Here is a 22,515-nt window from a genome sequence, read left to right as displayed (position 1 = left end):
TTCGGGCCCGCCGCACCGGCAAGGCTCCGCCGCCCCGGTCTCTCCTCCTCCTCCCATCGGCGACCGGGGCGGCTATTCTTCCCTGATCGCGCGCATCCTGGCCCGAGCAAGCTCGTCGTGCTCGGGCTTGACCCGAGCATATCCCGCAAGATGAGGCTCTCGCGCTTTTCACGAGCCGCGATTCTCGGGTCTGCGCTTCGGCTCGCCCGAACATGACACACCGAGCTCAGGCCGCGAGAAGGGCCTTGCCATCGGCCGTATGGCTGGTCGTCCTGACGATCTGACCGGCCGCGATGTCGCTGATAAAGCGGACCAGCGTGAAATCCTCGGCCCGGCCGGTGTTACCGCGTTCGGTCAGGACGCTGAGCGGCCGGCCGACGCGCTCGGCGAGATGCCGCTCATGCGCAGCGCCTGCTGCCAGCCGCAGCCGTGCGGCGCGCTCCGCGACGACGCCGGCGGGTAGTTGCGGCATGCGCGCGGCCGGCGTGTCCGGGCGGGCGGAGTAGGGGAAGACGTGCACGAAGCTCAGCCCGCACTCCTCGACCAGTCCAAGCGAACCGGTGAACATCGCCTCGTCCTCAGTCGGGAAACCGGCGATGAGATCGGCGCCGAAGACGATGTCGGGGCGCAAGGCCCGGATCTCGGCGCAGAAGCGGACGGCGTCGGCGCGGCTGTGGCGGCGCTTCATGCGCTTCAGAATGAGGTCGTCGCCGGCCTGCAGGGACAGGTGCAGATGCGGCATCAGCCGCGCCTCGGTCGCGAGCAGGTCGCGCAGCCTGTCGTCGACCTCGACCGCGTCGATCGAAGACAGGCGCAGGCGCGGCAGTTCGGGGAGCGCCCGAAAAATTGCCTGGGCGAGAGCACCGAGCGACGGCTGGTTCGGCAGGTCGCGGCCATAGCTGGTGAGGTCGACGCCGGTCAGCACGACTTCGCGCGCGCCGGCCTCGACCAGCCGGCGGCATTGCGCGACCACATCATCGGCCGGGAGCGAGCGCGAATGGCCGCGACCGAAGGGGATGACGCAGAAGGTGCAGCGATGGTCGCAGCCGTTCTGGACCTGGACGAAGCCGCGCGTATGGCCGGTGAAGCGGCCGGTGGCCGGCGCGCGCAATGTCGTGCGGGCCATGATGTCGCCGACATCGAGCTTGTCCGCGGCGGCTGCATCCGCGCTTCCAAGGCTGTTGGAGCGGGCAAGCGCGGCCCAGCTCGCGGGATTGAGCTTCTCGTCATTGCCGAGGATACGGTCCGTCTCCGGCATCGCCGCGAAACGGGCGGGTTCGATCTGCGCGGCGCAGCCGGTGACGATGACCGGGCGGTCCGGCTTCTCGCGCTTCAGGCGGCGCACGGCCTGCCGCGCCTGGCGCGTCGCCTCGGCGGTGACGGCGCAGGAATTGACGATGGCGGCGTCCTTCAGCCCGGCGGCCTGCGCCTGGAGCCGCAGCGCCTCGCTCTCGACGATGTTGAGGCGGCAGCCGAAGGTGACGACCTCCAGCGCCATCAGGCGGCGCGCTCGATCAGGGCCGGGTCGATCCGGCCTTCCCATTCGAATTCGACCGGGCCGGTCATCAGCACATGGCCGTCGCTCTCGCGCCATTCGATCGCGAGGTCGCCGCCGGKCAGGCTGACCGTGGCCTTGCGGGCGGTAAGTTCACGCCGCACGCCCGCGACCAGCGCCGCGCAGGCGCCGGAGCCGCAGGCCTGGGTGATGCCGGCGCCGCGCTCCCAGACGCGCAGGACGATATGATCGGGCGCCTTCACCGCGGCGAGTTCGATATTGGCGCGGTCGGGGAAGATCGGATGGTTCTCGAGCAGCGGGCCGATCTGCTCGAGATTGTAGGCGTAGGGGTCGTCGACGAAGAAGACCGCGTGGGGATTGCCCATGTTGACGGCGCAGGGCGTGTGCAGGATCGGGTTGTCGATCGGCCCGATCTGCAATTCGAAGCGGCTGGTGTCCTCGAAGGGCTCGGCCAGCGGGATCTGGTCCCAGTCGAGACGCGGCGCACCCATGTCGACGGTGAAGAGGGCTTCACCCTCGCGCACCGTCGGCAGCAGCCCGGCCTTGGTCTGGAGGGCGAGGCTCGTCTTGGCGGCGTCGCCCATCTGCGGATCGGCGATCATCGCCCAGGCGACGCACCGCGTCCCGTTGCCGCAGGCGCCGGCCTCGGAACCATCGGTGTTGTAGATGCGCACGAAAGCGTCGGTGCCGGGCGCCACGGCATCGTGCAGGACCATGAGCTGGTCGAAGCGGGCGCGGGGCTCGGCAGCGATGGCGCGCGCCTCCGCCTCGCTGACGACATGCTTCGTGCCGCGCAGGTCGAGCACCGTGATCTGGTTGCCCAGCCCGTTCATCTTCAGGAACCGGCGATTGGCCAGAGCGTTCATTTGGTCACATGTCCCATGAATAGTGGGTCTATGGCCGAGGCGATGTGAAAAAGCCACCCTCATCCCGTTCCTGTGAAAAGGTGGACATTCTATGTTGCGCTGCAAGGGCGCGAATCGCGTGAAACTCAGGGCCGTGACGATGCGGTATTCCCGGATTTGTGTTCTGGCGCTTGCCGGCATGGTGAGCGTTTCCAGTGGAACGGTCTTCGCGCAGCAGCGCGTTGCTGCGCCGAGCCCGGTCGAGTCCGCGCCATTGGCGCCGCCGCCGGGCGCTGCTCCGGCCCAGGTGCCGGCCACCCCGGCACAGACGCCGCCGGCGCCTGCGCCCGGGCAGCCGTCTAGCCCGCAGCCGGTACAGCCGCCTCCGGCGCTGCAGGGGCCTGTGACGCCGCAACCTGTCCAGCCCGCGCCGACGCCATCGATGCCGATCGAGCCACAGCCGGTGCAACCGCCGCCGACGCTGCCCGCCCCGGGCCAGCCGCTGCCGCCCGCGCCGTCGCAGCAGCAGACCGGCGTGCCCGATCCCAATTCGACATTGGCCGGGAAGGGCACGGACAGCAGCGATGTCGGCGAGGTCGTGCTCTCGCCGAAGCCGGTGCTGATGCTGTCCGGGCAGGCGACCTGGGATCAGGGGTTCCAGAAACTCTCCAACAGCATCAAGACCCTGCGAGCCGAGGCGCAAAGGGCGGGGCTGGCGGTCGCGGGCAGGCCGCTCGCGCTGTTCGTCGAGACGACGGATGACGGCTTTCGTTTCGATGCGATGCTGCCGGTCGCGATTCCGCCCGGTGGGCAAGCGCCGTCTCTGGGCGCGGATTTCAGGATGGGAACCTCGCCCGCAGGGCCGGCGCTGCGCTTCCTGCACCAGGCGCCCTATGACGACATCGACTCGACCTATGAGACGATCACCGCCTATCTCGAAGCCAAGAGCATCGTCGTGAAGGACACCTTCCTCGAGGAATATGTCAGCGAGCTCAATGATCCGGGCGACCCGAATCTCGAGATCAACGTCTACGTGCAGCCCAAATAGAGCGCTCGTGCCGCGTCGTCATTGCGGGGAGCGGGGGGCCGGGTGGATGTCGAGCACGATCCGCCTGGATTGCTTCGCTGCGCTCGCAATGACGCGGTGAGCGCTACGCGCTCCAGCTCAACCCCGGCCGCATCGGCCTGAAGCGCTCTTCCGGCAGACCGGCTTGGGCGAGCGCCACTTTCAGCGCTTCCGGCGGCCGCTCCACGCCCTCGTCGGTGAGCTGGAAGGTGCCCCAGTGGTGCCCGATGGCCTGCTCGGCGCGCAGCGCCTGCATGACCTTGACCGCCTCGTCGGGGTTCATGTGGTTGTCCGACATGAACCAGCGCGGCTCATAGGCGCCGATCGGCAGCACGGCGAGACGGAATGGCCCATGCTCGCGGCCCAGCCGCTCATAGAGCGAGCCGTCGTGATAGCCGGTGTCCCCGATATGGAAGATTTTCGTGCCGGCCGCTTCGAGAACGTAGGAGCACCAGAGCGCCATGCGCCGGTCGAAGGCGCCGCGCGCCGACCAGTGATAGCTCGGCAGCAGCGTGATCGCGACGGCTTCCGACAATTGGAGCCGGTCGTTCCAGTCGTGGGCCTCGGCATGGGCGTCCGGGATGCGGGCCCGCACGATGGTGTCGTTGCCGAGTGGCATGATCATGCGCGGCTGGTCGCGGTGATGGATGCGCGCCAGCGTCTCGATGTCGAGATGGTCGTAGTGGTTGTGGGTGATCAGGACCGTATCGATCTTCGGCAGATCGTCGAAGGCGACGCCGGGCTCGTTCACACGCCTGGGGCCAATGAAGGAGAAGGGGCTGGCCCGCTCGGAATAGACCGGGTCGACCAGCAGGTTGAGGCCGCCGACCTGATAGAGAAACGAGGCGTGGCCGAGATGGACGATGCGAATGCCATCGACGCGCGCGGGCGGCTTGTCCTGCGGCGGCGCCGCATATTGCAGCGGGAAGGTCTCACGCTCGCGCTTGCCCGTCTGCCAGCGCAGGACGTCGAGCAGCCCCTTGCTGCCCGAGCGGCCATCGCTGAAGACGATGCCGTTGAAATGGTCGCTGACGGGGCCCTGGTAATAGGGGTTGCGCGAGCGGGAAATCGTGGCCCAGGCGGCGCCGGTCGAGGCCAGCAGCGCACCGAGACCGACGAAAGAGAGGAGTTTGCGGCGGGTCATGGCCCAGAAGAGGTAGGTCGCCGCAACGCCGGGTCAAGTCTCCGGGGCCTTGATCGCCAGGGCATGAAGCCAGCGCGTGGCCATGCGGTCATAGCCGGAGCCCATCTCCTCCTCGATCTGCAGGGACTGCCAGCCCCTGGCTGGTCCGTAGGCGTCGCGCAATTCGGCGGATGAGAGATAATTGAAATACCGACCGAGGCTGTCGCGTCCTTCGGCTTCTCCGGCCTTGAAGCTGGCGTAGAAGACGCCGCCCGGTCGCAACGCGGCACGGATGCGGTCGATGATGCCGGGCAGGCCCGGGCGCGGCGCGTGCAGCAGGCAGGCATGCGCCCAGACGCCATCATAGGCCGCGACCTCGGCCAGATCCTCGAAGAGCAGGACGCGGACCTCGCGGCCGAGCCGTTGCGCGGCCTGCTTCGCCAGCTCGGGCGAGCCGTCCGTCGGGACCACGTCGAAGCCGCGGCGCAGCATCTCCTCGCTGTCCTGGCCGCCGCCGCAACCGAGTTCGAGAATGCGGGCGCCGGGAACAAGCCCTGCGGCGAAGATGTCGATGCGGCGGTTTTCGGCCTGCCTGTCCCGCCCGGCATAGGCGCTGGCTTCCTCGGCATAGAAGCCGAGGGTTTGACTGTCCTTGCTCGACATTGCGGCGTCAGTTGCTTCCGGAGCGGATCGCGACCGTCGCGACACCGGCGCCGATCAGCAGCGTGCCGCCAGCTTTGTTGAAGAGCCCGATTGCGCGGGGGTTGCTGACCACGGCCCGGGCGCGCGAGGCGATCAGCGCGTAGCCCATGGCATTGGCGAAGGCGAGGCTGATGAAGGTCGCCTCGAAGATCAGCATCTGCGTCCAGAAATCGCCCTTGGTGTCGAGGAACTGCGGAAGGAAGGCGACGAAGAAGGTGATGCTCTTCGGGTTGAGCGCGGTCACCAGCCAGGCATGGCCGAGCATCTTCCAGGCGGGCGCGGCATCTTCGCGCGGTTTGGCGTCGAGAGAGCCGCCGGCGCGGAAGAGCTTGATCCCGAGCCAGACGAGATAGGCGGCGCCGATCCATTTCAGAGCGGTGAAGACCATGGCGGAGGTGGCGAGCAAAGCGCCGACACCGAGCATGGAGAGCGTCATCGCCGTGAAATCACCGAGCGCGACGCCCACGGCGATCGGGAAGGCCGTGCGCCAGCCCTGGCCGAGCGCATAGGAGATGACGAGGAGGATCGTCGGCCCGGGGATGACCAGCAGGACGGCGGTGGCGGCGGCGAAGGCGGCCCAGGCTTCGAAGGTCATGATGATGGCTCCGTTAAAACCAGAGCCATCACCAGAAGTGGTGTCTTGTAAAGAGCCGGGCCGCGGGAATTGAAAATTGGTGCCCGGCGTTTTCGACGATGCCTTCTTTTCTAGGTGCGCGGCGGCTCAGCGTGCACTGTCGAGGAAGTCGCAGAGGGCTGTCCGGACAGCCCCTTCCGGCGACATCTGGCCGGGCTGCACGGTAAAGGCGATGTCGACGCGCGTGCCGGTGGCCTGTTTGCGCGCCGTCACCTTCAGGATCTGTGGGCGGCCGGAGCCCGTCACTTCCTGCATGGCGGAGATCGTGCCGCTGGCCTTGTCGGTCCGGATGTCCATGAAGTCGCCATCGGCCTGGATCGCTTTGGCGATCGCAGGGAGCACAGCGGCCGGCGGCTTCTTGAATAGATCCCAGGTCTTATAGGTAATCTGCGAGACCATCGGGACGCCGGCGGAGTTGAAATTCGTCATGCAAGGCTGTGCTTGACCTTGCGTTACGCCCGCGATCAGAAATGGGACGGCTAGCGAGAATGCTATTCCTGAAAACTTAGCCATTGCAGTCCGTATCCTCTATGAAAGGACACAATTGCTAGCTGCAAGGACTACGGCCTGTCATCTCGGAATTTCCGCTCGTCAACGCCTTTGGGCGGGTATAAGCGGCCCGGTATCGAGGGTTACGCGCTGCCCGGGCTCGGCCGCGACCACCAGCACCCACCAGGCGCGGTAGGTCGTGCGCGGGTCCTTGGACAGTGCAATGCCGTAGCGGGTCRCTTCCTTCATCCGCAGATTGGCATCGTGGCCGGGCGATTTGCGCCAGCCGTCGAAAGCCTCTTCGACCGAGAAGTAGCCGCCGCCGAGGTTCTCCGCCGCCCGCGCGCTGTCGATGCCCGCGGCATGGATGCGGGCGGTGAAGTCGCCGCCGGCGTCGTGCGAGAGCGCGTTCGCTGCGACCATCGCATCCGCCTGGCGCTGTGCCATCGCCATCAGCCGCGGATCCGGCCGGACGGGACCGAGGCCGTTGCTGGCGCGGTAGGCATTGAGGATGCGTCCGGCCTGGGCCGGATCAAGCGAAACGGCGTTGAGTTTCTCGACCATGCGGTGATCGAGCGGGCCCTCGCGCCGCGGATCGCCGGCGCAGGCGGCCAGGAAGAGGGTAAGGGCAAGCAGAGGAAGGGCGGTCGCAATCTTCATGGGCATCGCTGTCGAATCGGGGGCAGCAGCGATGCCGTCAGATCAGGGCCATTCTACGGCCGAGACTCGTGATATCGTGTCCTGCCGGGCAGGAAGCCGGCAGACCTGTTTTCTGCGGCGATGGGTTCGGGCGCCGCAGAGACACGTTCATCCGCAGCGAAACCAATCCCAACCTTGACTTTCGCCGCATTGTTCGGCTTTAAGGCCGCATCCGTTTCGCCGACATCGCCGAAACCACATCAGCCGACCGGGCCGCGCCAGCCGCTTCCACGAGCCCGGAGGTCAACGTCCGACAGCGCGTTTGCGCCCTCGGGCGCGAAACCGTTTGGCAGTGAGGTTCTGGCGTTGACGGTTCCCTGAGGCAAGTAGGCAGGTCCGCATGTTCGGCACGCTGAGCGAAAGACTCTCCGGCATCCTCTCGGGGCTGACCCGCAGGGGTGCGCTGACCGAGGAGGACGTCAACGCCGCCCTGCGCGAGGTGCGCCGCGCGCTGCTCGAGGCGGACGTTGCGCTCGAGGTCGTCCGCAGCTTCACCGACAAGGTGCGCGAGCGCGCCATCGGCGCCGAGGTGCTGAAATCGGTCACGCCCGGCCAGCAGGTCATCAAGATCGTCAACGACGTCCTGATCGAGACGCTCGGCGGAGAGGGGGAGGTCATCAGCCTCGATGCCGTGCCGCCGGTGCCGATCCTGATGGTCGGTCTGCAGGGCTCGGGCAAGACCACCTCGACCGCGAAGATCGCCAAGCGCCTGACCGAGCGCAACAAGAAGAAGGTACTGATGGCGTCGCTCGATACGCGACGCCCGGCCGCCATGGAGCAGCTTGCCGTGCTCGGCCAGCAGGTCGGCGTGCAGACGCTGCCGATCGTCGCCGGCCAGTCGGCCGTGCAGATCGCCAGGCGTGCGATCGAGGCGGGCCGCCTCGGCGGCTACGACGTCGTGATGCTCGACACCGCCGGCCGCGTGACGCTCGACGATACGCTGATGGAAGAGGTCGCGCAGGTGAAGGCCGCGACCGGGCCGCATGAGGTGCTGCTCGTCGCCGACGCGCTGACCGGCCAGGACGCGGTCAACACGGCGCGCGCCTTCGATGCCCGCGTCGGTCTCACCGGCATCGTGCTGACCCGCATGGACGGCGATTCGCGCGGTGGCGCGGCGCTTTCGATGCGCGCCGTCACCGGCAAGCCGATCAAGCTCGTCGGCACGGGCGAGAAGGTCGGCGAGCTCGAGGATTTTCATCCCTCGCGCGTCGCCAACCGTATCCTCGGCATGGGCGACATCGTCAGCCTCGTCGAGCGCGCGGCCGAGACGATCGACGCCGAGCAGGCGCAGGCGACCGCGCAGCGCATGGCGAAGGGTCAGTTCGACCTCTCCGACATGCGCGCGCAGCTCCAGCAGATGGAGAAGATGGGCGGTATCGGCGGCGTCATGAGCATGCTGCCCGGCATGAAGCAGGCCCAGTCCCAGCTCGCCAGCGCCGGCGTCGGTGACAAGATGTTCAAGCGCATGATCGCCGCGATCGATTCGATGACGCCGGCCGAGCGCAAGAATCCCGATTTGCTCAAGAACAGTCGCAAGAAGCGCATCGCGGCCGGCTCCGGCACCTCGGCGGAGCAGATCAACAAGCTGCTCAAGATGCATCGCGGCATGGCCGACGCCATGAAGATGATGAGCAAGCAGAAGGGCGGCATGCTCGGCAAGCTGGGCTCGATGTTCGGGCTCGGCGGCGGCCTGCCCGCCGGCATGCCCGATCCGTCGAAGATGGACCCGGCGCAGCTTGCCGAATTGCAGAAACAGCTCGGTGCGGGCGGTGGCGGCCTGCCGTCGATGCCGCCGGGCGGTTTTCCAGGATTGCCGAAGGGCGTGACCCCGCCGGCCGGCATGATGCCGAAGCTGCCAGGCCTCGGCGGCGGCCTGCCCGGACTGGGCGGCAACCCGTTCGGCAAGAAGAAGTAGCCTTCAACGTTACGCACGACTTCAAACTTCAAACCAAAGGAAGAAGACCATGTCCCTCAAGATCCGCCTGACCCGCGGCGGCGCCAAGAAGCGCCCCTACTACCGCATCGTCGTCGCCGACGCCCGTAGCCCGCGCGATGGCCGCTTCATCGACAAGATCGGCTCCTATGACCCGATGAAGCCGAAGGACGCTGCCGACCGCGTCGTGCTCGACATCGAGAAGGTCCAGTCCTGGCTCGCCAAGGGCGCCCAGCCGACCGATCGCGTCCTGCGCTTCCTCGACGCCGCCGGCCTTGCCAAGCGTCCGGCCCGCAACAACCCGAACAAGGCTGTCCCGGGTGAGAAGGCCAAGGAGCGCGCCGAGAAGAAGGCCGAGAAGGCCGCTGCTCCGGCTGCCGAAGAAGCCGCCGAGGCGTGAGCTTGACTGCTCGCACGTCATTCTCGGGCGAAGCGCAGCTTCGACCCGAGAATCTCCTGCATGAGATGCCCGGGTCAGGCCCGGGCATGACGTGCTGACATGAGCGAACTCATTCTGCTCGGCATCGTCGGCGCGCCGCATGGCGTGCGTGGCGAGGTCAGGATCAAGACCTTTACCGGCGATCCGCTCGCGATCGCCGGTTACGGCCCGCTCTCCGACAGCAATGGCCGCAGCTTCGAGATCACCGATATCCGCCCTGCCAAGGAAGTGGTCGTCGCCCGGCTCAAGGGCGTGACGACGCGCGAGGCGGCCGAAGCGCTGAATGGCGTCGAGCTGTTCGTCGCGCGCGACAAGCTGTCGGCAGGCGAGGATGAGGACGAGTTCCTGCAGGCCGATCTGATCGGCTGCAGCGTGGCCGGGCCGGACGGCATCGTGCTCGGCACCGTCACAGCGGTCGAGAACTATGGTGCGGGCGACCTGCTCGACATCGAGACGCCGGACGGACGATCCGTCCTGATGCCCTTCACCAAGGCCTTCGCACCGCGCATCGACATCGCGGCGCGCCGGATCGAGGCCGAGCCGCCCCTGGGATTGTTCGAGCCCGACGATGACAAACGATAGGCCGGCCCGCGCACTGATCTTCGACATGGACGGCACCATCGTCGACAATATGCGTTTCCATGACGACGCCTGGGAAAGCTGGCACGTCAGCAACAAATTGCCCTTCGACCGCGAGACCTTTTCGGCCCGCACGGCCGGGATGGCGCTGGCCGAGATCGTCGGGCCCTACTTCCCGCATGCGACCGCCGACGAGATCGCGGCGATGGGCGATGCCAAGGAAGCGCTCTATCGCGAGGCCTATCGCCCGCATGTCGCGGCGACGGCCGGTCTGCTGGAGTTGATGGCGCGAGCCGATGCGGCAGGCGTGCCGATGGCTGTCGGTACTGCCGCGCCGCCGCTGAATATCGAGGTGGTGCTCGATGCGCTGGACCTGCGCCGACGTTTCGCCACCATCGTTTCGCCGAGCCAGGGTTTTCGCGGCAAGCCCCATCCCGACATGTTCCTGGCTGCGGCCGAGCGGATGAATGTCGACCCCGCCGATTGCATCGTCTTCGAGGATGCGCCGCTCGGCGTCGAGGCGGCACGGCGTGCCGGCATGCGGGCGGTGGCGCTGCTCACCCTGCTCGATGCGAGCGGCTTCGCTGCTTATGACAACCTGATTGCGTCGGCTCCCGATTTCACGGCGCTGGACGGCTTGCCGGCGCTGCGCTTCAGTTAGTTGCCGTCCATCTTGGCGGGTCATCCCGGACAAGCCGCGTGAGCGGCGCCGATCCGGGATCCATGCCTGAACCGTTGCGGCATGTATCCCGGGTCTCCACTACGCTCCGCCCGGGATGACAGGCTGGAAGCAATTGCCTTATTTCAAGGTCGGCCATGCCCTTTCGCGCTTCGATCCTGACGCTCTACCCGGAGATGTTTCCCGGGCCGCTCGGCATTTCGCTGGCGGGCGAGGGGCTGCGCAAGGGGCTGTGGTCCCTCGACACTCACCAGATCCGCGACCACGGCATCGGCCGCCATCGCAATGTCGACGACAACCCGGCCGGCGGCGGCGCCGGTATGGTGCTGCGCTGCGACGTGCTGGCGGCGGCGATCGATGCGGCGGTAGCGACGGATGATCAACGTCCGCACCTTCTGATGTCACCGCGCGGGCGGCCCTTGCAGCAGGCGCAGGCCCGTGAATGGGCCGCGGGGCCGGGCCTCGTCATCGTCTGCGGGCGCTTCGAGGGCGTCGACGAGCGCGTGATCGAAGGGCGCAACCTGGTCGAGGTCTCGGTCGGCGACTACATCCTCTCCGGCGGCGAGATGGCGGCGCTGACGCTGCTCGACGCCTGCGTGAGGCTTATCCCCGGCGTGATGGGCAAGGTGGCTTCGGGAGAGGACGAGAGCTTCGAGAACGGGCTGCTCGAATATCCGCATTATACGCGGCCGCGTGAATGGGAGGGCAGGGGCCTGCCGGACGCGCTGCTCTCCGGCGACCATGCCCGCATCGCGAAATGGCGGCGCGAGCAGGCGGATAAGATCACGCGGGAGAGACGGCCGGATTTGTTGAAAGGACATGGCCAAGGCTGACCTGTGCCGTCATTCTCGGGCGAAGCGTAGCGCAGACCCGAGAATCTCTTTCCGGAAGAGGCGCCTTTTTCTGCATGAGATGCTCGGGGCAAGCCCGAGCATGACGGCCGTTCCTTACCGATAACCCGTCACCGGCAGTTTCTCGGCCAGCCAGCCGCCCGGCCCGAGCACGCCGCCGCGCACCGCCGCGAGATCGCGCCAGCCGCGTCCGCCCAGCTTCTGCGCCACGGCAACCGCCTGCGCGCCGGTGCGATCGATCAGCACGATGCGCTTGCCGGGATTGTCGAGGCGAAGCCCGGCGATCCTGACCTCGAAGGCCGGTGCGTCGACGTCGAGTGGCACGGCTCCCTGGGGCAGACCTGTATCGGCCCATTCCTGCGCGCCGCGGATATCGACCAGCAAGATCCGCTTCGCCTGGGCGGCCTCGAAGGCCTCGCGTGCGGAGAGCGTTGCCGTTGCCTGCCCGAAAACGAAAGAGGCCGGGAGCACGAGGCTCCCGGCCAGAAGGGTGCGGCGCGTTGCGGCGCCTTTGATCATTGTGCTCAGCGCAGCTCGGCGCAGAAGCGCTGGATGCGGCGGCAGGCCTCTTCCAGCTTCTCGTCCGAAGTGGCGTAGGAGATGCGGAAGTTCGGGCCGAGGCCGAAGGACGAGCCGTGCACGGCCGCGACGGCTTCCGTTTCCAGCAGGCCCATGACGAGGTCCTCGTCCGTCTCGATCTTCTTGCCGTTCGGCAGGGTCTTGCCGATCAGGGCGGAGCAATCGGGGTAGACGTAGAAGGCGCCTTCCGGCACCGGGCATTTCAGGCCGCGGGTCTGGTTCAGCATGGAGACGACGAGGTCGCGGCGACGCTCGAAGGCCTTCTTGAAAACCGGGATGTGCTCCTGCGTGCCGTCGAGCGCCTCGACCGCGGCCCATTGCGAGATCGCCGAGGTGCCCGAGGTCTGCTGGCCCTGGACCAGGTCCATGGCGTTGATGAGGTGCTGCGGGCCGGCGGCGTAGCCGATGCGCCAGCCGGTCATGGCGTAGGACTTGGAAACGCCGTTCATGGTCAGCGTCCGCTCATAGAGGGCGGGCTCGACCTGCGCCGGGGTGACGAACTGGAAGTCGCCATAGACGAGGTGCTCATACATGTCGTCGGTCAGGATCCAGACATGCGGATGGCGCATCAGCACGTCCGTGAGCTTCTTCATCTCGGCATGGCTGTAGGCGGCGCCGGACGGGTTCGACGGCGAGTTCAGGATCACCCACTTGGTCTTGGGGGTGATGGCCTTCTCGAGATCTTCCGGCTGCAGCTTGAAGTCGTTCTTCAGGTAGGTCTCGGCGAAGGTCGCCGTGCCGCCGCAGAGCGCCACCATCTCGGGATAGCTGACCCAGTAGGGCGAGACGCAGATGACCTCGTCGCCGGGGTTCAGCGTGGCGAGCAGCGCATTGTAAATGACGTGCTTGCCGCCGGTGGAGACGATGGTCTGGCTCGCCTTGTAGTCGAGGCCGTTCTCGCGCTTGAACTTGCGGGCGACGGCCTCGCGCAGCTGCGGGATGCCGGAGACCGGGGTGTACTTGGTCTCGCCGCGACGGATCGCGGCGATGGCCGCTTCCTTGATATTGTCCGGCGTATCGAAATCGGGCTCGCCGACGGAGAGCGAGATCACATCCTTGCCCTGGGCTTTCAGGTCCCGGGCCTTCTGCGTGATCGTGATGGTCGCTGAGGGCTTCACGCGCTTCAGGGCATCGGCAAGAAAGGCCATGGGACTGGTCTCCGGAGGAGCGGAATGGTGAGCGCCCAGTGGGGCGCGCGCGTGGTTTATGACTCGGCGGCAATGATCGCAAGCGCAACTGCTTGATGTTTTGCAGAAGGGTCATGAATTCGAGGCGGTTTGCCCTTGCGGTCACGGCATGCGAAGGCCGAGACATGACGAGCGCTGCCGCAACCATCGCGATCTATGTCGATGCCGACGCCTGTCCGGTGAAGCCGGAGATCTACCGGGTCGCCGAGCGGCATCGCATCAAGGTCTTCGTTGTCGCCAACAGCTTCATCAACGTGCCGCGCGAGCCCTGGCTCGAGCGCGTCATCGTGTCGGACGGTTTTGACGCCGCCGACAACTGGATCGCTGAGCGGGTCTCGCGCGGCGACATCGTGATCACCTCCGACATCCCGCTGGCCGATCGCTGCATCAAGGCCGGCGCCGATGTGATCGGTTCGACCGGAAAGCCCTTCTCCGAGGCCTCGATCGGCATGGCGCTGGCGACGCGCGACATGATGGAGGACCTGCGGGCGATGGGGGCGGCGAGCGGCGGGCCAAAGCCGTTCTCCGCCCGCGACCGCTCCGCTTTCCTGCAGGCGCTGGACGTCGCGGTCCAGCGCCTCAAGCGTGCCGGATTCCAGGTCAGCTGAAAGCCATTTCGACGCAGGCCTTGACCTGCGCCCATCTCAGCGCTCCGGGAACAGGAATGTCAGTACGGCACGCACACCCCAGCGCGGAGCGTCATCGGGCCTGACGGCATAGTATTTGAGGCCGATGCTGGCGCTCATCGCCTGTTTGCCGACATTGAAGACCTGCGAGGCACTGACATTGATCGGGACGGTCCATTTGCGGTTGACCCAATCATAGTTCGTCTCGGTGTTGAGACCGACGCTGAACCCTTGCCCGAAGCTGTAGGACAGGAATGGCTGAAGCAAGGTCGTGCTGACGTCGCTGCGACCATCCGGCCCGGCATAGGACCAGATGTGGTTTGCCAGGCCGCCAACGGTCCACGCCCCTTCCTGCACCAGCAGGAGCGCGGTGGGTCCTGCGCCCCATTTGCCGGAGCCCAGCTTTTCGCTCGAGGCCGTGGGCCAGAGAAAGACAGGGCCCAGCGCCCATATCACGCCGTTCTTGGGTGAGCTCGGCGTGAGGAAGAAGCTCTGGGTGATGTCGCCGACCCCGGCCGCGTCGGCCGCGCCATATCGCTCGCGCCGGATGACCGGCAGGATCGTCCGGACGATCAGGTTCCAGTCCTGGTTCAGATGGACTGGAATAACGGGCTGGATATTCGTCGTTGAGGAAAAGCCATCGTTCTTGGCGCCTCCCCGGAACTCGAAATTGCCCTGCAAGGGCAGACTGATCATAGGCGAAACCGGATTTTGGAGCTTCTTCGAGAGCTCTTCCGCATCCTGTGCGACGGCAAGGCCAGGCAAGACACAAATGGCCGCGACAAGCTTCGCGGCCATCCTCAACAACGATTTAGGCATAGACAGAAAAGGCCCCACGCATGCGGCTCGAATCGGCCGCGACCTTACGCTACCCGAGGGGCCGGCCGCGCTACAGCGCGCCGAGCGCAGGATGGTACGTCATCCTGGCATTCCTTCCCGCGCTGGACGTCGGCAGGCTTTCCCCCTAATTCTCGCCACAACCAAGGCCCGTCTCCTAACCGGGCGCTCCGGAGGATGCTCATGTCGTTGACCCGTCGTTCCACGCTCGGCCTGATGGCCGGCGCCGTCTTCGCTCCGTCGATCGTCCGGGCCCAGAGCTTCCCCAGCAAGGTCGTCACCCTGGTCGTGCCCTATCCGGCGGGCGGGCCGACAGACGCGATCGCGCGCTTCGTCGCGCAGGATCTGTCGACGGCCTTCGGCCAGAACGTCATCGTCGACAACCGGGCGGGTGCCTCGGGCGCAGTCGGCACGCGCGCTGTCGCTCATGCGGCTGCTGACGGCTACACCATCATCTTCGGCAACAACCAGACGCATGGCAACAACATGTTCCTGCTGAAGGAGCCCGGCTACGACGCGGTGAAGGATTTCGCGCCGCTCGCCGGTGTCGGCGCCTTCGAGCATGCCTTCGTCGTCCGCAACGACCTGCCGGCCAAGAACATCCAGGAGCTGATCGCGCTCGCCAAGGCGGAGCCGGGCAAGCTGAATTACGGCTCGACCGGCGTGGGCTCCGGCTCGCACCTCGCAATGGAGCTGTTCATGCAGCGCACCGGCATCAAGATGACGCATGTGCCCTTCCGGGGCGCCGCGCCGCTGGTGCAGGAGATCGTCGCCGGCCGTATCGACATCGCCAATTCGACGTTGCCGAGCGTGCTCGAGCAGATCAACGGCGGCGCTCTGCGCGCGCTCGCGCTTGCCAGCCCCGAGCGCAACCCGCGCGCCAAGGACATCCCGACACTGCGCGAGCAGGGCGTGAGCAACGCAGACGCCGACTCCTGGGCCGCCTTCTTCGCTCCGGTGAAGACGCCGGATGCCGTGCTGGACACGCTGTCCAAGGCGGTCATCGCCTCGCTGAACAAGCCCGAGACGCGTGAGGCCATCCTGAAGCTCGGCTTCACGCTCAAGGTGCGTGATCCGGCGGCGTTCAAGCCCTATCACACCCAGGAGATCGCGACCTGGAAGCAGATCATCGCCGATGCCGGCGTGAAGCCGGAGTAAGGCGCCTCGAGCGTCATTCCCGGGCGGAGCGGAGACCCGGGAATCTCGTCGAAGAGATGCACGGGGCAAGCCCGAGCATGACGGCGCTCCGGACGGAGTGAAGCCATGAACCTGATGCCCAAGCTCGCCGCCCGTCGCGAGGCCGGGAAGCCGGTGCGCGCGGCGCTGATCGGCGCCGGCAAGTTCGGTTCGATGTTCCTGTCGCAGGTGCCGCATATCGAGGGGCTTGAGGTCGTGGTCATCGCCGATCTCGACCCCGAGCGTGCCCGGGCCGCTTGCCGCAATGTCGGCTGGGACGAGGCGCGGATCGCACGAACCCGTTTCCTCGACGATGGTGTTCAGGCTGCACGCACAGATGGCGTCGAGGTGCTGCTGGAAGCGACGGGGCATCCTGCCGCAGGTGCCCGGCATGCGCTCGCCGCCATCGAGGCCGGGCGCCATGTCGTCATGGTCAATGTCGAGGCTGATGTGCTGGTCGGGTCGGTGCTGGCGAAGCGGGCGAAGGCTGCCGGCGTCGTCTATTCGATGGCCTATGGCGACCAGCCTGCGCTGGTCTGCGAGATGGTCGACTGGGCGCGCGCCACTGGCTTCACCGTCGCCGCCGCCGGCAAGGGCACGAAGTACCTGCCGGCCTATCACCACGTCACGCCCGACGACGTCTGGGCCCATTACGGCCTGACGCCGGAGGCGGCGAAGACGGCGGGCATGAACCCGCAGATGTTCAATTCCTTCCTTGACGGTACGAAGTCCGCCATCGAGATGGCGGCCATCGCCAACGCCTGCGAGCTCGACGTGCCGGAGGCGGGTCTCGCATTTCCGCCCTGCGGCGTCGACGATCTCGCCCATGTGCTGCGCCCACGCAGCGTCGGCGGGCAGTTGGAACGGGACGGCATGGTCGAGGTCGTGTCCTCGCTGGAGCGGGACGGCCGCCTGGTCTTCCGCGATCTGCGCTGGGGCGTCTATGTCGTGCTCAAGGCGCCGAACGACTATGCCGCCGCCTGCTTCAGGCAGTACGGCCTGCCGACCGATGCGACCGGGCGCTATGCCGTGATGTACAAGCCCTTCCACCTGATCGGCCTCGAACTGCCGATTTCGGTGCTGAACGCGGCACTCAGGGCCGAACCGACCGGCACGACGAGCGGCTGGCGGGGCGATGCCGTCGCAGTCGCCAAGCGGGCGCTGAAGGCAGGCGAGATGCTGGACGGCGAGGGCGGCTACACCGTCTACGGCAGGCTGATGCCGGCGGCCGCGAGCCGCGCCTGCGGCGCGCTGCCGATCGGACTTGCCCATGGCGTGAAGCTCAAGCGAGACGTGGCGGCCGGCCAGCCGGTGACGGAGGCGGATGTGACGCTGGACGAAAGCCAGCCGATCGTGGCGCTGCGTCGTGAGCTCGTTGCGGTGAGCTAGCGTCAAAAACGGCAGCGAGCGGCATTTTTAACGATGTGCGTTGACCGAGACTTAAGCGTCGCGAGCTATCGTCGGCCTCCGGTCTAGAAGGTGGCGTGTCTTGGAGACAGTAATCGAAGCGCAGGAGGCCAATCGAGCTAATCGTATCACGTGGGCGCTGCTCACCTGCTTATTGCTCGTTGCACTTGGCTGGTTGCCGTTCTCGACGGTCTCGCTCGCGCCGATGTCGCTGCTGTTGCCGATCTCGGTCGGTGCCGGCCTGACTGCGGGCGCGTGGTACTATCGCTGCCGACGCGGAGAAGGCAGGTTGTCCGATGCCCTCGATTGCACCGGGCAGATGACCGCCTTCACGGCCCTCGGACCGATGTTGTCCTATCTGATCGCGACAGTCGGCTTTCCGCTTCAGGATCGAGCGTTCTACGCAGCAGATCTCAGCCTTGGGCTTGATTGGCTCGCCTATCTCAAAGCCGTCGATGCCCGTCCCTGGCTCGGAGCACTGTTTTCGTTCGCCTATGCGAGCTTCATTCCTCAGGCGATCGTGCTGATCGCAGTGCTGAGCTTCAGCGGTGAGGGAACACGGATCCGCGTCATCATTCTCGCGATGATGATCGCGGGGGTGATAACGATCCTCATTTCCGGATTCCTGCCGGCGATGGCAATGTTCGTCCATTTGGGGCTTGGCCCTGCCGACTACCCGAATCTCAAGCCGGCGGCTTCGTTCGTCCATGTCGTCGACATGGCGGGCCTGCGGTCCGGTGCCCCTTTCCGCCTCGACCTCATGCGAGCCGAGGGGATCATTACCTTCCCGTCCTATCACGCGGCAGTCGGAATGCTGCTGCTGATCGGCAGCGCAGCCAATCGCTGGGCGCGATGGCCGCTCGGGCTCCTGAGTCTCACGATGATCGCCGCAACGCCGATCGACGGCGGCCACTACTTCGTCGACGTGGCGGCAGGGCTCGGGATCGCGGTGGGCAGCTATTTCCTGGCGCGGCGTTTCATTGTCGTGACTGGGCCGGCTTGCCAAAGCAGTGCTCGCCTCGCTAATGCCGGCCTGCAAGCGACATTGTGATGGCGCATCATGTAGTCGTCTCCGAAGCGCCCGGGGCCTACGCCTAGCCCACGCCTAGCGGTCGCGCCCTTGACGCTTCTTGGGCGAGTTGCGTCGTCTTTTGGGAGCCTCCATGCGCAATCCGATCCTGCGGATCAGTATCCTCAGTGCGATTTTAGCGATGGAGCCGAGCATGGCGCCAGCCCAGCAGCGTTTCCCCTCCAGTGGCGGCGAACTCGCCGTCGAGAGCGTTGCCAGCGGGTTGCAGCATCCTTGGGGGCTCGCCTTCCTGCCGGACGGGCGCATGCTCGTCACCGAGCGCCCCGGCAGGCTCAGGATCGTCGATGCCAAGGGCGAGCTGTCCCGCCCGATCACCGGCGTTCCCAGCGTGGTGGCGCGCGGGCAGGGCGGGTTGCTCGGAGTGACGCTTGACCCTGCCTTCGCGCAGAACCGCCTCGTCTATTTCTCCTTCGCGGAACCGCGTTCAGGCGGCAACGGCACCAGCGTCGGACGCGGGCGCCTCAACGAGCAGAGCACTGCGCTGACCAATGTCGAGGTGGTCTTCCGGCAGATGCCCTCGATCGAGTCCAACATGCATTTCGGCTCCCGCCTCGTCTTCGATCGGACGGGGGCACTGTTCGTCACGGTTGGGGACCGCTACAGCCAGCGCGATCAGGCGCAGAATCCGGCCAATCATCTCGGCAAGGTCATTCGCATCCGCCCAGACGGCGGCGCGCCGGCCGACAACCCCAAGAAGCAGGGTTGGGCGCCGGAAGTCTGGTCGATCGGCCATCGCAACGTCCAGGGCGCGGCGCTGCATCCGGACACGGGCCAGCTCTGGACGGCCGAACACGGCGCCCGCGGCGGCGACGAGATCAACACGCCCAAGGCCGGGCTGAACTATGGCTGGCCGGTGATCACCTACGGGGTCGATTATTCCGGGGCGAAGATCGGCGAGGGCACGGCCAAGCCCGGCATGGAGCAGCCGCTGTTCTACTGGGACCCGTCGATCGCGCCCTCCGGCGCGGCCTTCTACACTGGCCCGGTCTGGCCGGCCTGGAAGAACTCGCTCTTCGTCGGGGCGCTTGCCGGCCAGATGCTGGTCCGGCTTTCGACGCAGGGCGAAACGGTGACCGGCGAGGAGCGGCTCCTCACCACGATCGGCGAGCGCATCCGTGACGTGGTCCAGGGGCCGGACGGGTTCCTCTACCTGCTCACGGACGACGACAACGGCAAGATCCTGCGGGTGCGGCCGGCCAAGTGAGCATAAGGGCACGTCATGCCCGGGTTTGACCGGAGCATCTGTCGTCGAAGGAGGCTCCTTCAGCCTCATACTGCCCGAGATTCTCGGGTCTACGCTTCGCTACACCCGAGAATGACGTTCTGCGGGGCGCCTTACGGCCCGCAATCCCACTCGCTTTCGACGGCGAAGACCTTGCGCGTCGAGAGGTGGCCGTCCGCGTCATAGAGGTCGCCGACATAGTACTCCGTGCCGGTGGCATCGCGTGTGCTGCGCTCGACCTGCAGCGACCAGCCATAGCCGAGCTGCTTGCCGCCCTGCCAGCTGCGATGGATGGCGCTCGGCGAGGCGGCGGAGAGGATGCGAGCCGTGTCGCTGCTCGGGCTGCAAGTCGGCCCGGCGATCGCCGCGCCCGGTGCGAGCATGAGGCCGCAGAGAATCAGTGCCGTCTTGTTCAAGGCTGGTATCCCCAGTCGGTTCGTCGGTTTGGAGCGTCGGCCAGAGCTGAGCGTGCTCAGCCCTTGGCGTGAAAAAGACTCAAGGAGGGCATGCAGCGTGGGCTTTCGTCGCGACGGCCTGTTCGATGACGACAGATAACGGTTTTTCCGCATCGCGGTTCCGGCCGTCAGCCGAAGCGGAGCTTCATGGTGATGATGAGGAGGACGAGCAAGAGCGTGAGTGCATTGGCGGCTATGACCGGCCAGGAGAGGATCTGGATGCCATAGCTCAGCCACAGCGCAGTGCCTGCGGCAAAAAGCCCCTGTGTCCATAGCGAGATCGCGCGGGTGTCGCGGGTGCGGATCGTCCGCCAGGCCTGCGGCAGCCAGCAAAGGCTGGTCAGCGTCGCGGCGGCGAAGCCTAGGAGTTCGATGGCGGCTGGCGACATGGCGGCGAATCGCGGGAAGAAGGGTTGCTTCCCCATAGCGGAATTCGCTTCTTCGTGCCGCCATTCTCGACGGTTAACCTCCATTAACCACAGCGACCTAGCCTGCCCGAGAATCTGTCCGAATCGGTGGAGACCATGCGCGTCTATCAACTGGCCTTGCCACTCGCCCTGCTTGCTTCCACGGCTTCGGCYCAAGGSAGCTTCCAGTCCTGCCTTGCGGGCCTGCGCTCGGAGGCGGCGGCCAAGGGCGTRTCGRGCGCGACCTTCGACCGGGCCATGGCCGGCGTCGAGCCGGACATGAAGGTCATCGAGGCGATGAACAACCAGCCGGAGTTCAAGACGCCGATCTGGGACTATCTCGGCACGCTGGTCGATGACGAGAAGGTGGCGGAGGGGCGCGCGATGATGCGCCAGCATGCTTCGACCCTTGCGGCGGCCGAGCAGCGCTTCGGCGTCGACCGTCACACCATTGCGGCCGTCTGGGGCGTCGAGAGCGATTTCGGCAAGGCGCGTGGCAAGATGCCTCTCGTGCAGGCTCTTTCCACTGGCGCATGCTTGGCGCCTCGCCGCAACGCCTTCTTCAAGGGCGAGCTGATCGCGACGCTGCAGATCATCCAGCGTGGGGACGTGCGCCCCGAACGGCTGTTCGGCTCCTGGGCCGGCGCCTTCGGCCACACCCAGTTCATCCCCTCGACCTATCTGCGCCTTGCCGTCGATGGCGACGGAGACGGGCGGCGCGATCTCGTCGACTCCATTCCCGATGCATTGCATTCGACCGCGAACTTCATGGCCAAGGCTGGCTGGGTGACCGGCGCGACCTGGGGCTACGAAGTGCGCGTGCCGGATGGGTATTCCGGTCCGACCGGGCGCAACCCCAAGCAACCGGTCTCGACATGGGCGGCGCGCGGCATCGTGAAATACGATGGCTCGCCGCTGAACGGCACAGGCAATGCCGGCCTGCTGATGCCGGCCGGCCGCAACGGTCCGGCCTTCCTCGTCTTCAAGAACTACGACGCGGCCTACAGCTACAACGGCGCGGATTCCTACGCGCTCGCCATCTCGCTGCTCTCCGACCGGCTGCGCGGCAAGCCGGGCGTTCAGGGCGAGTGGCCGACCGACGATCTGCCGCTCTCGCGTGAGCAGCGGCGCGAGCTCCAGCGCCTGCTGATCTCCCGCGGCTATAATGTCGGCGAGCCCGATGGCGCGGTGGGGTCGCTGACCCGGACGGCGATCAAGGAGATCGAGGGGAAGCTCGGCATGCCGCAGACCGGGCGGCCGGGCGAGAAGGTGTTGCGCGCGCTGAAGAGTGGGCGGGTCTAGCAGCCTTTCCAGAAAACGGGTGGCATCGGTTTTTCGGCAGGGCGAAGAACCGCGTCATCCCGGACAAGCCGCGTCGGCGGTGCCGACCCGGGATCCATGCCTGACTCTGGACGCCAGAGGCTCAGGCAGGGATCCCGGGTCTCCCTTCGGTCGCCCGGGATGACCGGTGTTTCATTCGGAGAACCCCATGCGCCGCCTCATTTCCACCGGCTCACCCTTCGAGCGTTCTTTCGGTTATTCGCGCGCCGTCATCGACGGGGATCTCGTCTTCGTTTCCGGTACGACGGGTTACAATTACGCGACCATGACGCTGCCGGAGGATGCGGCCGAGCAGGCGCGCAACATCTTCCGCACGATAAGCTCCGTGCTGGAGGAAGCGGGATCGTCGCTGTCGCAGGCTGTGCGAGCACAGTACTTCGTCACCGACCGCAGCTATTGCGAACCGGTTCTCACGGTCTGCGGCGAGTTCTTCCGTGAGATCAGGCCCGCGGCCGGCATCTATGTCGTCGCCGGGCTGCTGAAGCCGGAGATGAAGGTCGAGATCGAGGTCACGGCAAGGCTGCCTAAGACCTGAAGCCGTTTAGAGGCTGTTGGAAACCCTCAGCCCTCATCCTGAGGGGCGCCGCAGGCGCCGCGTCTCGAAGGATGCTCCAGATGTCTTCCGAGCCTTCT

The 22,515-nt window shown here is 66.5% G+C and carries 25 protein-coding genes; 13 read left to right on the top strand and 12 right to left on the bottom strand.

Translation table 11 applies throughout. From position 1 onward, the window contains the following. Positions 1 to 226 precede the first annotated feature (226 nt). Both mtaB and dapF read right to left on the bottom strand, forming a co-directional pair. The gene (mtaB, locus tag AB4Z10_RS07790; RefSeq protein ID WP_441469813.1) at positions 227 to 1,498 is read right to left on the bottom strand and encodes a tRNA (N(6)-L-threonylcarbamoyladenosine(37)-C(2))-methylthiotransferase MtaB; all 1,272 of its coding nucleotides are present in this window, start codon (positions 1,496 to 1,498) and stop codon (positions 227 to 229) included. After that, positions 1,498 to 2,382, bottom strand: a complete 885-nt coding sequence (dapF, locus tag AB4Z10_RS07785; protein WP_441469812.1) for a diaminopimelate epimerase — start codon at positions 2,380 to 2,382, stop codon at positions 1,498 to 1,500. The genes mtaB and dapF overlap by 1 nt, the downstream gene beginning before the upstream one ends. Positions 2,383 to 2,500: 118 nt before the next feature. On the opposite strand from dapF, the gene AB4Z10_RS07780 reads away from it, so the two are divergent. Beyond that, positions 2,501 to 3,409 carry a GyrI-like domain-containing protein gene (locus tag AB4Z10_RS07780; RefSeq protein ID WP_441469811.1) on the top strand — a complete coding sequence of 303 codons (909 nt, stop codon included), beginning with the start codon at positions 2,501 to 2,503 and terminating at the stop codon, positions 3,407 to 3,409. A 103-nt stretch (positions 3,410 to 3,512) separates the two neighbouring features. Here the strand turns inward: AB4Z10_RS07780 and AB4Z10_RS07775 are convergent, their stop codons facing one another. The 5 genes from AB4Z10_RS07775 to AB4Z10_RS07755 form a co-directional block, all read right to left on the bottom strand. Next, the gene (locus AB4Z10_RS07775) at positions 3,513 to 4,571 is read right to left on the bottom strand and encodes an MBL fold metallo-hydrolase (RefSeq protein WP_441469810.1); all 1,059 of its coding nucleotides are present in this window, start codon (positions 4,569 to 4,571) and stop codon (positions 3,513 to 3,515) included. A gap of 33 nt (positions 4,572 to 4,604) precedes the next feature. After that, positions 4,605 to 5,213, bottom strand: a complete 609-nt coding sequence (locus AB4Z10_RS07770) for a class I SAM-dependent methyltransferase (RefSeq protein ID WP_441469809.1) — start codon at positions 5,211 to 5,213, stop codon at positions 4,605 to 4,607. 7 nt (positions 5,214 to 5,220) lie between these two features. Continuing rightward, positions 5,221 to 5,847: a LysE family translocator gene (locus tag AB4Z10_RS07765; RefSeq protein ID WP_441469808.1), complete on the bottom strand. Its 627-nt coding sequence runs from the start codon at positions 5,845 to 5,847 to the stop codon at positions 5,221 to 5,223. A 126-nt stretch (positions 5,848 to 5,973) separates the two neighbouring features. Beyond that, entirely contained in the window at positions 5,974 to 6,315 is a 342-nt protein-coding gene (locus AB4Z10_RS07760; protein WP_441469807.1) for a hypothetical protein, read from the bottom strand. 162 nt (positions 6,316 to 6,477) lie between these two features. Beyond that, positions 6,478 to 7,035 (bottom strand): CAP domain-containing protein, encoded by a 558-nt coding sequence (locus AB4Z10_RS07755; RefSeq protein WP_441469806.1) that lies wholly within the window; start codon positions 7,033 to 7,035, stop codon positions 6,478 to 6,480. Positions 7,036 to 7,414: 379 nt separating this feature from the next. Here AB4Z10_RS07755 and ffh point away from each other — a divergent pair, with 379 nt between their 5' ends. The 5 genes from ffh (at position 7,415) to trmD (ending at position 11,537) form a co-directional block, all read left to right on the top strand. Continuing rightward, positions 7,415 to 8,989, top strand: coding sequence for a signal recognition particle protein (ffh, locus tag AB4Z10_RS07750; RefSeq protein ID WP_441469805.1), 1,575 nt, complete (start codon positions 7,415 to 7,417; stop codon positions 8,987 to 8,989). A gap of 49 nt (positions 8,990 to 9,038) precedes the next feature. Continuing rightward, the gene (gene rpsP / locus AB4Z10_RS07745; RefSeq protein ID WP_441469804.1) at positions 9,039 to 9,407 is read left to right on the top strand and encodes a 30S ribosomal protein S16; all 369 of its coding nucleotides are present in this window, start codon (positions 9,039 to 9,041) and stop codon (positions 9,405 to 9,407) included. Between the two features lie 99 nt (positions 9,408 to 9,506). Continuing rightward, positions 9,507 to 10,028 (top strand): ribosome maturation factor RimM, encoded by a 522-nt coding sequence (gene rimM / locus AB4Z10_RS07740; protein WP_441469803.1) that lies wholly within the window; start codon positions 9,507 to 9,509, stop codon positions 10,026 to 10,028. Next, positions 10,015 to 10,686, top strand: coding sequence for an HAD family hydrolase (locus tag AB4Z10_RS07735; protein ID WP_441469802.1), 672 nt, complete (start codon positions 10,015 to 10,017; stop codon positions 10,684 to 10,686). Before rimM ends, AB4Z10_RS07735 begins: the two co-directional genes overlap by 14 nt. A 155-nt stretch (positions 10,687 to 10,841) precedes the next feature. Continuing rightward, on the top strand, positions 10,842 to 11,537 hold the full coding sequence (trmD, locus tag AB4Z10_RS07730) for a tRNA (guanosine(37)-N1)-methyltransferase TrmD (protein ID WP_441469801.1): 696 nt from the start codon (positions 10,842 to 10,844) through the stop codon (positions 11,535 to 11,537). A gap of 114 nt (positions 11,538 to 11,651) precedes the next feature. Here the strand turns inward: trmD and AB4Z10_RS07725 are convergent, their stop codons facing one another. Beyond that, positions 11,652 to 12,074 carry a rhodanese-like domain-containing protein gene (locus AB4Z10_RS07725; RefSeq protein ID WP_441469800.1) on the bottom strand — a complete coding sequence of 141 codons (423 nt, stop codon included), beginning with the start codon at positions 12,072 to 12,074 and terminating at the stop codon, positions 11,652 to 11,654. Positions 12,075 to 12,079: 5 nt separating this feature from the next. Next, a complete protein-coding gene (locus AB4Z10_RS07720) occupies positions 12,080 to 13,282 on the bottom strand; it encodes a pyridoxal phosphate-dependent aminotransferase (protein WP_441469799.1) in 1,203 nt (400 codons plus the stop codon). Between the two features lie 164 nt (positions 13,283 to 13,446). Between AB4Z10_RS07720 and AB4Z10_RS07715 the strand changes: the two genes are divergently transcribed. Beyond that, positions 13,447 to 13,929 (top strand): YaiI/YqxD family protein, encoded by a 483-nt coding sequence (locus tag AB4Z10_RS07715; RefSeq protein ID WP_441469798.1) that lies wholly within the window; start codon positions 13,447 to 13,449, stop codon positions 13,927 to 13,929. A gap of 36 nt (positions 13,930 to 13,965) precedes the next feature. Here the strand turns inward: AB4Z10_RS07715 and AB4Z10_RS07710 are convergent, their stop codons facing one another. Beyond that, positions 13,966 to 14,643 (bottom strand): hypothetical protein, encoded by a 678-nt coding sequence (locus tag AB4Z10_RS07710; RefSeq protein WP_441469797.1) that lies wholly within the window; start codon positions 14,641 to 14,643, stop codon positions 13,966 to 13,968. A gap of 324 nt (positions 14,644 to 14,967) precedes the next feature. Here AB4Z10_RS07710 and AB4Z10_RS07705 point away from each other — a divergent pair, with 324 nt between their 5' ends. The 4 genes from AB4Z10_RS07705 (at position 14,968) to AB4Z10_RS07690 (ending at position 19,661) form a co-directional block, all read left to right on the top strand. Beyond that, a complete protein-coding gene (locus AB4Z10_RS07705) occupies positions 14,968 to 15,942 on the top strand; it encodes a Bug family tripartite tricarboxylate transporter substrate binding protein (protein WP_441469796.1) in 975 nt (324 codons plus the stop codon). 105 nt (positions 15,943 to 16,047) lie between these two features. Beyond that, on the top strand, positions 16,048 to 17,349 hold the full coding sequence (locus tag AB4Z10_RS07700) for an NAD(P)H-dependent oxidoreductase (protein ID WP_441469795.1): 1,302 nt from the start codon (positions 16,048 to 16,050) through the stop codon (positions 17,347 to 17,349). A gap of 100 nt (positions 17,350 to 17,449) precedes the next feature. Continuing rightward, a complete protein-coding gene (locus AB4Z10_RS07695) occupies positions 17,450 to 18,418 on the top strand; it encodes a phosphatase PAP2 family protein (RefSeq protein WP_441469794.1) in 969 nt (322 codons plus the stop codon). Positions 18,419 to 18,530: 112 nt separating this feature from the next. Next, positions 18,531 to 19,661 (top strand): PQQ-dependent sugar dehydrogenase, encoded by a 1,131-nt coding sequence (locus tag AB4Z10_RS07690; RefSeq protein WP_441469793.1) that lies wholly within the window; start codon positions 18,531 to 18,533, stop codon positions 19,659 to 19,661. 131 nt (positions 19,662 to 19,792) lie between these two features. Here the strand turns inward: AB4Z10_RS07690 and AB4Z10_RS07685 are convergent, their stop codons facing one another. Both AB4Z10_RS07685 and AB4Z10_RS07680 read right to left on the bottom strand, forming a co-directional pair. Next, positions 19,793 to 20,095, bottom strand: a complete 303-nt coding sequence (locus AB4Z10_RS07685; protein ID WP_441469792.1) for a hypothetical protein — start codon at positions 20,093 to 20,095, stop codon at positions 19,793 to 19,795. A 167-nt stretch (positions 20,096 to 20,262) separates the two neighbouring features. Beyond that, a complete protein-coding gene (locus tag AB4Z10_RS07680) occupies positions 20,263 to 20,523 on the bottom strand; it encodes a SemiSWEET family sugar transporter (RefSeq protein WP_441469791.1) in 261 nt (86 codons plus the stop codon). Positions 20,524 to 20,658: 135 nt separating this feature from the next. Here AB4Z10_RS07680 and AB4Z10_RS07675 point away from each other — a divergent pair, with 135 nt between their 5' ends. After that, positions 20,659 to 21,843 (top strand): lytic murein transglycosylase, encoded by a 1,185-nt coding sequence (locus tag AB4Z10_RS07675; protein WP_441469790.1) that lies wholly within the window; start codon positions 20,659 to 20,661, stop codon positions 21,841 to 21,843. A gap of 187 nt (positions 21,844 to 22,030) precedes the next feature. Continuing rightward, the gene (locus AB4Z10_RS07670; RefSeq protein ID WP_441469789.1) at positions 22,031 to 22,417 is read left to right on the top strand and encodes a RidA family protein; all 387 of its coding nucleotides are present in this window, start codon (positions 22,031 to 22,033) and stop codon (positions 22,415 to 22,417) included. Positions 22,418 to 22,515 lie beyond the last annotated feature (98 nt).

This window comes from Allobosea sp. RAF48 (assembly GCF_052114025.1).
Taxonomy (GTDB): Bacteria; Pseudomonadota; Alphaproteobacteria; order Rhizobiales; family Beijerinckiaceae; genus Allobosea.
Note: the sequence above shows the minus strand (reverse complement) of the source record. Positions and strands in the feature narration are given on the sequence as shown.

What these genes read in the sequence shown, in the direction of transcription:
- trmD (WP_441469801.1), top strand. Translation starts at nt 10,842, where the DNA reads ATGCCCTTTCGCGCTTCGATCCTGACGCTCTACCCGGAGATGTTTCCC.
- AB4Z10_RS07760 (WP_441469807.1), bottom strand. Translation starts at nt 6,315, where the DNA reads ATGACGAATTTCAACTCCGCCGGCGTCCCGATGGTCTCGCAGATTACC.
- AB4Z10_RS07690 (WP_441469793.1), top strand. Translation starts at nt 18,531, where the DNA reads ATGCGCAATCCGATCCTGCGGATCAGTATCCTCAGTGCGATTTTAGCG.
- AB4Z10_RS07765 (WP_441469808.1), bottom strand. Translation starts at nt 5,847, where the DNA reads ATGACCTTCGAAGCCTGGGCCGCCTTCGCCGCCGCCACCGCCGTCCTG.
- mtaB (WP_441469813.1), bottom strand. Translation starts at nt 1,498, where the DNA reads ATGGCGCTGGAGGTCGTCACCTTCGGCTGCCGCCTCAACATCGTCGAG.
- AB4Z10_RS07680 (WP_441469791.1), bottom strand. Translation starts at nt 20,523, where the DNA reads ATGTCGCCAGCCGCCATCGAACTCCTAGGCTTCGCCGCCGCGACGCTG.
- AB4Z10_RS07715 (WP_441469798.1), top strand. Translation starts at nt 13,447, where the DNA reads ATGACGAGCGCTGCCGCAACCATCGCGATCTATGTCGATGCCGACGCC.
- rpsP (WP_441469804.1), top strand. Translation starts at nt 9,039, where the DNA reads ATGTCCCTCAAGATCCGCCTGACCCGCGGCGGCGCCAAGAAGCGCCCC.
- AB4Z10_RS07720 (WP_441469799.1), bottom strand. Translation starts at nt 13,282, where the DNA reads ATGGCCTTTCTTGCCGATGCCCTGAAGCGCGTGAAGCCCTCAGCGACC.
- AB4Z10_RS07770 (WP_441469809.1), bottom strand. Translation starts at nt 5,213, where the DNA reads ATGTCGAGCAAGGACAGTCAAACCCTCGGCTTCTATGCCGAGGAAGCC.
- AB4Z10_RS07700 (WP_441469795.1), top strand. Translation starts at nt 16,048, where the DNA reads ATGAACCTGATGCCCAAGCTCGCCGCCCGTCGCGAGGCCGGGAAGCCG.
- AB4Z10_RS07735 (WP_441469802.1), top strand. Translation starts at nt 10,015, where the DNA reads ATGACAAACGATAGGCCGGCCCGCGCACTGATCTTCGACATGGACGGC.
- AB4Z10_RS07725 (WP_441469800.1), bottom strand. Translation starts at nt 12,074, where the DNA reads ATGATCAAAGGCGCCGCAACGCGCCGCACCCTTCTGGCCGGGAGCCTC.
- rimM (WP_441469803.1), top strand. Translation starts at nt 9,507, where the DNA reads ATGAGCGAACTCATTCTGCTCGGCATCGTCGGCGCGCCGCATGGCGTG.
- AB4Z10_RS07710 (WP_441469797.1), bottom strand. Translation starts at nt 14,643, where the DNA reads ATGATCAGTCTGCCCTTGCAGGGCAATTTCGAGTTCCGGGGAGGCGCC.
- ffh (WP_441469805.1), top strand. Translation starts at nt 7,415, where the DNA reads ATGTTCGGCACGCTGAGCGAAAGACTCTCCGGCATCCTCTCGGGGCTG.
- AB4Z10_RS07775 (WP_441469810.1), bottom strand. Translation starts at nt 4,571, where the DNA reads ATGACCCGCCGCAAACTCCTCTCTTTCGTCGGTCTCGGTGCGCTGCTG.
- AB4Z10_RS07670 (WP_441469789.1), top strand. Translation starts at nt 22,031, where the DNA reads ATGCGCCGCCTCATTTCCACCGGCTCACCCTTCGAGCGTTCTTTCGGT.
- AB4Z10_RS07705 (WP_441469796.1), top strand. Translation starts at nt 14,968, where the DNA reads ATGTCGTTGACCCGTCGTTCCACGCTCGGCCTGATGGCCGGCGCCGTC.